Origin of the sequence: Butyrivibrio sp. INlla16, from assembly GCF_900104155.1 — a bacterium.
Taxonomy (GTDB): Bacteria; Bacillota; Clostridia; order Lachnospirales; family Lachnospiraceae; genus Butyrivibrio.
Genome location: NZ_FMYB01000087.1, coordinates 1 through 8,428 on the forward strand (window position 1 = coordinate 1; position 8,428 = coordinate 8,428).

Sequence of the window (8,428 nt, forward strand, 5' to 3'; positions counted from 1 at the left end):
GTTAGACTCTACCAGACCATCCGGAGTAATCAGCCCGATATAGGTATCCACAGGCTGGGGGTATTTTTTCCCCGGAACCCTTTTCGATGTACGCTTGTACAGGTAATATGAATCACCTTTTTTCTTGATGGTAGTCCCCTTAACGCGTTGTGCCTGAACCCATTCTGGATATACTTTTTCAGTCTTCATACCTTCCTCCTTTCGTATAGGTGGCGTATACCTATACTTTAGGTATATTATACCTCTACAGAGCAGAAAAAGGAAGAGGGAAAAGCACTTTTGTATAATGCTTTTCCCTCTAAGTTTCATCGCTAAAAGACCCTATATTTATTTTGCTTCATGAAACAACCCTACCTTGCGGGAGAGCCCTTTCTATGGTTGTACTTAAAGTACTCTAGTATTTCGCTAACGTGATTAGCCGAGGAGTGAAAGAACACCTTGATTAGACTGGTTAGCCTGAGCAAGCATTGACTGACCTGCCTGAGCAAGAATATTATTCTTGCTATAGGTAACCATCTCTTCAGCCATGTCTGTATCACGGATACGGGACTCAGCTGCTGTTGTGTTCTCTACTACGTTATCAACGTTCTTGATTGTGTGTTCCAATCTGTTCTGAACAGCACCGAGTGCGGATCTCTGTTCTGATACAGTCTTGATAGCATCTTCTATTGCGTCAATTGCATAAGTTGCAGCAACACCTGTGTTGTCAGTTACGTTAAGATCCTGAATACCAAGATTCTTGGAGTTCATAACCTGAACGCCGATCATGATCTTGTTGGTCATGTCTGCATCAGCACCAACATGGAGCTGAAGTCCTAGATCTTTAGCAACATGAGCTGTTGATTTGCCGATTGAGAAGTCAATCTTCATCTCGCCGGTTGCTGTAATACTTGTGGAAGCAGTACCCTGTGCTGTAACATTAGAAGCCTTATTTCTGTCTACACCAATTCTGTTGGCCTGAACAAGAGCTTCTTCCATCTTACTTACTGCAGATGCCATAACAATGTTCTTATCAAGAGTAGTATCAACCGCTGTTCTAGCACTCTGAGTTGTGGATGTTTCTACCTTGGCACCATCAACTACCATAGCCTTAACTTCTTCAAGTGTGAATTCGCTATCGCCAGTCTTAAAGATGAGTGTCTGGGAATCATAACTACTTGTAGCTGTCTTGTAAGTTGTACCATTGATTGTTACCGATGAGTTACTAGTCCACTGTCCAGAAATATCAGCCTGAAGTTTTCCGAGAGTATCTGTAGTATTATCATATATATGATACTCTTTACCTGCAATCTTGGTATCTGATCCAGTCTTCAAATATGTAGTAAATGTAGCCTTATCACCAAGATCTGCCAGTGTTCCGTTAAGTCCGGCATCATGAGCTGCCATGTATTTATCATGGAATCCGGTGCCGCCCTTAAGAAGATAAGTCTCGTTGAACTTGGTTGTCTCAGCAACGCGGTCAATTTCTGTTGTCAGCTGTGAAATCTCAGCCTGGATAGAATCACGGTCTGTATCGCTGTTTGTTCCGTTAGCAGCCTGAACTGCAAGCTCATTCATTCTCTGCAGCATATCGTGTACTTCTGTCAGTGCACCTTCTGCTGTCTGAACTGCGCTTACACCATCGTCTGCGTTGGTGGATGCACGATCAAGACCTCTGATCTGCTTTCTCATCTTTTCGGAAATTGAAAGACCTGCTGCATCATCTGCTGCACGGTTAATCTGATAACCTGAAGAGAGTTTCTCGGCTGATTTAGCCTGACTGCCGGTTGTTACTCCGAGCATTCTGTTAGCGTTCATTGCTGATAAATTGTGTTGTACTACCATATGTTACCTCCTTGTTTGTGTACGCGGCAAATCCTTTTGCCGTAGTTAAAAAAATTGATTTTTGTTTCGATTCGGATATCCGGTGAGCGGAGTTCCTAGGCTGCTCTCTCCCTGCTATCCTACTATATACACAAGTGCTTGTTTCATTGTGTTCCGTGCCACAAAGCAAACGCACTTTGTGTTCCTACATCCATTATATCGGACTAACTATCATAAAGTTAACCCCTTTTTTCAAAAAAAATCTAAATTATTTATAAACTATCAAAAAACCATTATTTTGATGGATTATACAACTCATTTTACCCTCACAATAATGGTTTTTTCATTATGACTCTTTTTCGCCTTTTAGGTAATCATAAATAGGATATTTAGTTACATACTCTTCCTTGCCCCATACTATCTCAATCTGGGCTGCTTTTCCGGTATCGACGTTAATCAGTATAGGTGCGTTAAGATTAACTGTCATATTAGTGATATCTTCAGGAACAGAAATAGTAACCAGTAATAATAGGTTCTTATTAGTAAGTGGCTCTAATAACTCCACATCATCTTCTTTTATCTGTGGATTATAATCAGGCTTTACACACAATGGATCAATAACCGGAAGCGCTATATCCGGATCATCCATTGACTGTAAATACCACACAGATCCTACAGGCTTATCCTTATCATGGATAAGTGAAAATTTCTGAAGATCCGGAAAACCCACAAGACCAAAAGGCATTGTTATAATTTTCTCGTCTTCAATGTCTATTTCGCCAAAGATTCTGGTATTAAGTTTCATTACTGTCTGCCCCCTTTTTTAATAATGAATTTGCATTTATACTGAGTGCTTATTTTCCTGCACTTTAAACCTTATCTGCCAAAATCTCTTTTCTTCGATCATCCTTCTGTAATTTAGAAGGTTTTCTCTTATAGTCTGCAAGTCATCTGTCGGTGCTATCTGGTATCCTGGAATCACCGGCAAAAACTTTGCTGCAATTGAGGCCATTATAGAATGGTCTCCACAGCTTATTATATATTCCGGTCTGATATCCTTGATTGTCTCAATAATTATGCGCATTTCATCTTCCGATGGCATCCTGTCATCACACTGAAAATACGGAACTGCCAATCCTCGTACATATACATTATTTGCATTAGCAAGATATTGCATCGAGTTATGGCCTTCAATCCCAAACAGCGGAACCACATTTGAAACCGGCAGTAGATCATTTGTATTTATTATAAATGTATTCTGACACATGCTAACCATAATCTCCTGAGCAATGAGATTAGTTAGATGCGTTTCTCTGTGCGTATCAGTAAGATACTGCTGTGTCAGTATAATAGTCTGGTCTGCTCTCCTATCGGCAAGCTTAATATAATTGCCTATTTCTCCGAGTCTGCATTCAAAAAACTTCTTACTTCTCTTGTAAATCTTATGAAACAACCTATCGGATTCTAATGTTATTATATACGGTTTTTGGTAAGAAAGATACCTTGCCTGCATTAATAAGAAAAATCTGTATCTCTCATCAATCCTTATCCCATCAATATAAGCAAGAAATTCCGTATAGAAATCCTTACTGTCCGTAAGTCTGACCATCAGGTGAAGATAGGCTATGTGCCTTAGCATCTCTGCTGTGTCTTCGTTAGGAAGGAAGTAAACACTTTTCCTTATCCTGTCAGCAAGCTCTCGCTTACCTTCCTGGGAAAGCGCTCCACTTATTATCCTTGCCCCTATCTGAAGCATCTCATCAAAGCACTCTGTGATGTCATCACATGATAGTATCTCGACTATTCTGTTTTCGTATTCCTTTACAATTGGAAGTTCGTTCACATTATCACCTAGTTCTTCGTATCATAGAACTGAGGCGGTGTAATCTTGGATTTGTTCATTGTAAGATAGTAATCAAGGGCTGCCTGCGAAGATTTCCGATTCTGAATTATCTGCCCCTTAGATGAACTAAAATAGTTCTGTGCGAGTGCTCTGTTGCGCTTTTCGCCGGCCTCTATGGAATTAGATAAATCAGTAATCTCTCTGATAAGATTCTGGAAAATTTTAATTTTTTCACGGTGCTTATCTTTGTTATCTTCAAGCTCCTTTTTTACTCTCTCATACAAGCTTTCAAATCCGTCATTTAGATTCTCAACCCGCCTTATCAGTTCACCTTTGCGACTTATTGCTTCATCAAAGCCTTTTTCATCAAATTCTGTCGTATTTTCAAGTATTTCTTTCTGAGTCTCGTTTTCTTTTACTATATCTTCCAAAACTTTAATTTTGTCCCTGAGACTCTCTTCCATCATATCCAGGTATGATTCCGTCACCTTTATTTCCCCACTTTCTTCAAATTTGCCATGTAATAGCCACATGGCTTCCCCATGATTTTTTGACTTCGTTATCTTATGCACCTGCTTGAACCGTCTGTGGTGCGGGTGCTTGTCCTCTTGAAATCTTGATTGCTTCTACCCAGGTATCACGCATTGTGTGAATATGTTTATTCACTTCATTCATAATTTCAAGAGACTGTTCTCTGTGAAGATCCGCCTCGACAAGTCTCTTCATGAGATAGTTATAGACATTCTCAAAATCCTTTGCCACAGGATATTTCATATCCAGGGTGTTATTGAGATAATCTATAATATTCTCTACCTTGAGAAGGTATGTTGTGAACTTTTTCTCATCTTCCTTCTCAAGTCCCATAATTGCGATATTACAGAACTTTATAGCACCATCATAAAGCATCAGAGTAAGTTCCTCAGGCTTTGCCTGCTGAATCTTGGTATTCTGATACTGATTCATCATATTGCTCTGTCGTGCATAAGGATTTCTTGCTACCGGCATAACATACCTCCGTGTGTCGTGTTGATAACCTCATCTGTCAGCTTCGCTGACACCTTCCCCAAAAATGAAGGCTTTAAATCATTCTTTTCCTGCCTGAAAAAAGACTCATCAGCCAGTGCCAAGCATTCCTGCAAGGGAATTAGTCTGTTCATTGAGCTTGGTCATAGCTTTTTCCATCTGCGCAAACTTGTCATAATACTTATCTTCCATCTTACCAAGTTTATCCTGCGCATCCTTAAGCTGTGTCTTATACTTATCAACCTGAGTCTTCATCTGCTTGTCTTCATAAAGAGTGTAAGCACTGGAGAACTCTGTTGATTTCATCATATCACCAAGCTTTGTGTACAAATCCTTGGATAAGTTTTTGAAGAAATTTCTAACAAGCTCAGGATCTGTCTCAATCTTTTTCTTTAGCCGGTCTTCTTTTCCGCTCGTCTTATCATCATCCTCATCGCCATAGATATGCCATTTTGCTCTGTCACCCTCTTCTGACTCAAAGTATCCAAGAGTTGATATTCTGAAGGACCAGAATGAAGTCTTGATCTCCTTGCCTGTCTCTTCATCAATCTCACCAAGGTTGTAGGTATTCATCATAATGTTTTTCATCTCGGACATAACTCTGAAAATTGTGGGGTCCTTAGAAAGAAGACTTTCATCAATCTTCTTATTCCACTCCTCAATCTCATCATCCGTCATTTCATCTTTTTGTTCCTTGGTCAGAATGTCATAATCTTTTCCGCTGTCTGCATTATACAGAGTATACATTTCTCCGATAAGGTCGTTGTACTCCTTAATAAATCCCTTTACCATGTCGTAGATGCCACTGGTATCATCACTTGTAGTCAGGGATATATCAGATGCAACCTGCTTGGCTGTAATAGTGAGCCCATTGATATCAAAGGTGTTATTATTGGATTTATACTCAACACCGTTTAATGTAATCTGTGCATCAGCGCCCTCATTATAAACAGGTGCGTCATCTCCGGTATTACTGTAATCAATACCAAGTGCAGCAAGTACGCGGCGATCACTCATTCCAAAGTCAATGGAGAAGCTAGCATCCTCACCCATTTCGGATGAACTCATATACACGCGCCCCTGATTTGCATCAAAGTTCGCATTTACGCTATAACCACTTTCGGTTTTGGCTGATTTGATCTGATCAATAGCATCTGCAATACTCTTTGTTCCGTCGATTTCGATATCTACAAACTCTCTGTTATCAGGTCCGCTTGTTGGTGCTTTACCAAATTTAATGCGAATCTTGCCGTTGAGATCTGAATCAGTCGGAGCAAGTTCTGACGATCCGTATCCACTGAGTGAATCCACAGAAGTTGAACCGGTTATCTTAGTTGTATTGTTAAAATTATCCAATACTGAAGTAATCTTGCTACCGGTAAGATAAGCACTAGTTGCAAGCTTATCAACAGACATCTTCTGTGCACCGTTCATCGCTGTACCGCTTGTCGACACAGTTACAGCATCTGAGTTAGATATGCTGGTTGTCTTCTTAATATATGAGGAGTCAAACCTTAAATTACTCAGCGTCTTATTGTAGAAGTCCACAACCTTCTTGTTGAGTTCCTTCCACTTATCCATCTTCATGTCATGCTTTTTCTGATCACTTTTTATTTTATCTACTTTATTGGACTGTACCTTTGTTAACTCTGTGATGATACTCTCTGTATCGAGTCCGGAGGCCAGTCCGGTTATTCTCATGGTCATATAGTGCTCCTTTCTTTCCCCTCATCCGGCACTTCGTGCCACCTTCTCCCCAGGGAGAAGGCTTTATAGGAAAAGCATCAATCTCTTATAGGGTTCTGCAAAAATGCGCAGACTACCCCTTGCACAGTTAAAAACAGCTTCCGAAAAGGGATTAATTATCCTTTTTCGTCGACCATAAGTCCGGCCAGTTCCCACGCTTTTGCGATCATATCGAGAGTTTTCTCCGGCGGCAGCTCCTTGATTGTCTCTCTGGTGGTCTTGTCCACGATCTTGATTGTGATACGGTTAGTATCCTCGTGGATTCCGAACACTGCCTCAGAGTTATTGAACATTTTCTTGTTCATCTCGCTGATAGCGTTCATTATGCGCTTGTTCTCAGCCTCGATCTGTTCCTGTGTCCTCTCCTGGCGGGTAGGCACGTTAGGATTGTTACTTTCCTGTGGTTCTGGCTTAGGTGCGGAAGCCTGCGTAGGCGGAGTCTCCAGTGAAAAATCCGGTTTCTCCTGTCCCTGACCTGCACCCTCAGGAAAATTAACAACGCGCTCTGCCTTCTGGACATCGGGAATCTGTGTTGTGCCTACTGCACCAATGTTTCCGATTGCTTCCATAGCCATCTCGCTCACCTCCTTGTGTTTCTTTTACAGCGGCTATCCCTTTCCGCTTTTTTCATATCAGTATGCCTAAAAATATACATAAACATACTTATACTATCCTCTATCCATTATATCGGATGTAAACACAGAACATTTAGGTTCTTATAGTTTTTTAATAAAATGTTTATATACAGGAAATAAATAAGAGCCCCACACACCTCCGTGTACGGGACTCCCACAACATCGTATTTAATTATTACTGTTTCAAAAGGTCTGCCAGTGCGGAAATACCGTCTGTATTTGTAGCAGCCTTGTTCTCTTCCTGGATCTGCAGATATACTTCTTTTCTGTAGATCGGAACCTCCTTCGGTGCGGCGATTCCCACCTTCACCTGATCTCCCCTGATGTCTAAAATAGTAATCTCAATATTATTGTTAACGATGATAGACTCGTTCTTTTTTCTGGATAATGCTAACATAGCTCTTCCTCTCTCTCCTTTTTTATACCAAGCTCCCCACAGAAGTACCTTTAGTAAAATTAACCCTGTGCCAATTCCTTCTGCTTCTGAAGATAGTCATAAATAGGGTACTTTACAGGATAATCATCGTCGTCAATAATGATCTGACATGCCTTGCAATTACCCGAATTGATGATGATGGGTCCCTTCAGATTGACTGTCATCTTAGTGATATCCTGAGGAACAGTCACGGTTACCAGAACCAGAAGATCCTCATCCTCAAGAGGAAGAATATCCTTAATGTTTTCCTCCGGAACTACAGGATTGAAGTCCGGCTTAACGTAAAGCGGATCCATAACCGGCATAGCGAAAACCGGGTCATCAAGTGACTGAAGCCATCTGATGTTGTTGGTATCCTTATCTTTATCATGCATGAGCGCAAATGCGGTCATGTCCGGAAAACCGATAATACCCTTCGGAAACTCTATGATCTTGCTGTCTTCAATATCAATCTCTCCGAAAATTCTGGTTGTTAATTTCATTCTGGTACCCCTCCATATGAAAAAACATCACTACTATTCATTGTAGACAAGTTAACGGTATTTAGCAAGTAAATAAAGTATAAAGTGCTCCCCTCATTCCCTCATCCGTTACTATTCACGGTCTAAATACTTTTGGACATGACAAATCAGCGTACTTAATCAGCACGCTGATTCGCTATTAAGTTTCAGTATGATTATTTCTGTGAAGAGAAGATTTCCTCCACAGTATAAGGTTTACCATTGCATAGCCTGGACAGAGCTTCTATTTCATTTATCCCGTTACGACGGCATGTTTCGATATATGTCCTTATAAGGGCGTAATTATCCGCGGTATCAGTAGATGCAAACTGACCTGATACCTTCATTTTGGTTTTGATTCCTCTGAGTGATCTTTCCGACAGATTATTCGTTGTAGGTATTGAAAAATCGTAAATCCATGCGAAAAAGTTTTCTCTGTATT

9 protein-coding genes and 2 pseudogenes are annotated in these 8,428 nt (G+C 40.6%); all 11 read right to left on the reverse strand.

Annotated elements, in window-relative coordinates; genetic code table 11:
* Nucleotides 1–189 (reverse strand): annotated as a pseudogene (locus tag BLR42_RS21085) (hypothetical protein); the annotation flags it as partial.
* 225 nt (nucleotides 190–414) lie between these two features.
* Entirely contained in the window at nucleotides 415–1,824 is a 1,410-nt protein-coding gene (locus tag BLR42_RS21090) for a flagellin N-terminal helical domain-containing protein (protein ID WP_091873485.1), read from the reverse strand.
* Nucleotides 1,825–2,149: 325 nt separating this feature from the next.
* Complete coding sequence (fliW, locus tag BLR42_RS21095; protein ID WP_091873488.1) at nucleotides 2,150–2,608, reverse strand: flagellar assembly protein FliW; 459 nt, start codon at nucleotides 2,606–2,608, stop codon at nucleotides 2,150–2,152.
* A 36-nt stretch (nucleotides 2,609–2,644) separates the two neighbouring features.
* Entirely contained in the window at nucleotides 2,645–3,646 is a 1,002-nt protein-coding gene (locus BLR42_RS21100) for a hypothetical protein (RefSeq protein ID WP_091873491.1), read from the reverse strand.
* 8 nt (nucleotides 3,647–3,654) lie between these two features.
* Nucleotides 3,655–4,179, reverse strand: a complete 525-nt coding sequence (locus BLR42_RS21105) for a hypothetical protein (RefSeq protein ID WP_091873493.1) — start codon at nucleotides 4,177–4,179, stop codon at nucleotides 3,655–3,657.
* A gap of 31 nt (nucleotides 4,180–4,210) precedes the next feature.
* Nucleotides 4,211–4,651, reverse strand: a complete 441-nt coding sequence (gene fliS / locus BLR42_RS21110) for a flagellar export chaperone FliS (RefSeq protein WP_242879466.1) — start codon at nucleotides 4,649–4,651, stop codon at nucleotides 4,211–4,213.
* A gap of 108 nt (nucleotides 4,652–4,759) precedes the next feature.
* Nucleotides 4,760–6,376 (reverse strand): flagellar filament capping protein FliD, encoded by a 1,617-nt coding sequence (fliD, locus tag BLR42_RS21115; RefSeq protein ID WP_091873496.1) that lies wholly within the window; start codon nucleotides 6,374–6,376, stop codon nucleotides 4,760–4,762.
* A 155-nt stretch (nucleotides 6,377–6,531) separates the two neighbouring features.
* Entirely contained in the window at nucleotides 6,532–6,990 is a 459-nt protein-coding gene (locus BLR42_RS21120) for a flagellar protein FlaG (protein WP_091873499.1), read from the reverse strand.
* A gap of 235 nt (nucleotides 6,991–7,225) precedes the next feature.
* On the reverse strand, nucleotides 7,226–7,447 hold the full coding sequence (gene csrA / locus BLR42_RS21125; protein WP_022761402.1) for a carbon storage regulator CsrA: 222 nt from the start codon (nucleotides 7,445–7,447) through the stop codon (nucleotides 7,226–7,228).
* 59 nt (nucleotides 7,448–7,506) lie between these two features.
* A complete protein-coding gene (fliW, locus tag BLR42_RS21130; RefSeq protein WP_091873502.1) occupies nucleotides 7,507–7,968 on the reverse strand; it encodes a flagellar assembly protein FliW in 462 nt (153 codons plus the stop codon).
* A 194-nt stretch (nucleotides 7,969–8,162) separates the two neighbouring features.
* A pseudogene (locus BLR42_RS23165) lies at nucleotides 8,163–8,428 on the reverse strand (hypothetical protein); the annotation flags it as partial.

Excerpts from the sequence above, each read along its gene's own strand:
- fliW (WP_091873488.1), bottom strand. The coding sequence starts at position 2,608 with ATGAAACTTAATACCAGAATCTTTGGCGAAATAGACATTGAAGACGAG.
- BLR42_RS21105 (WP_091873493.1), bottom strand. The coding sequence starts at position 4,179 with ATGTGGCTATTACATGGCAAATTTGAAGAAAGTGGGGAAATAAAGGTG.
- fliS (WP_242879466.1), bottom strand. The coding sequence starts at position 4,651 with ATGCCGGTAGCAAGAAATCCTTATGCACGACAGAGCAATATGATGAAT.
- BLR42_RS21120 (WP_091873499.1), bottom strand. The coding sequence starts at position 6,990 with ATGGCTATGGAAGCAATCGGAAACATTGGTGCAGTAGGCACAACACAG.
- csrA (WP_022761402.1), bottom strand. The coding sequence starts at position 7,447 with ATGTTAGCATTATCCAGAAAAAAGAACGAGTCTATCATCGTTAACAAT.
- fliD (WP_091873496.1), bottom strand. The coding sequence starts at position 6,376 with ATGACCATGAGAATAACCGGACTGGCCTCCGGACTCGATACAGAGAGT.
- fliW (WP_091873502.1), bottom strand. The coding sequence starts at position 7,968 with ATGAAATTAACAACCAGAATTTTCGGAGAGATTGATATTGAAGACAGC.
- BLR42_RS21090 (WP_091873485.1), bottom strand. The coding sequence starts at position 1,824 with ATGGTAGTACAACACAATTTATCAGCAATGAACGCTAACAGAATGCTC.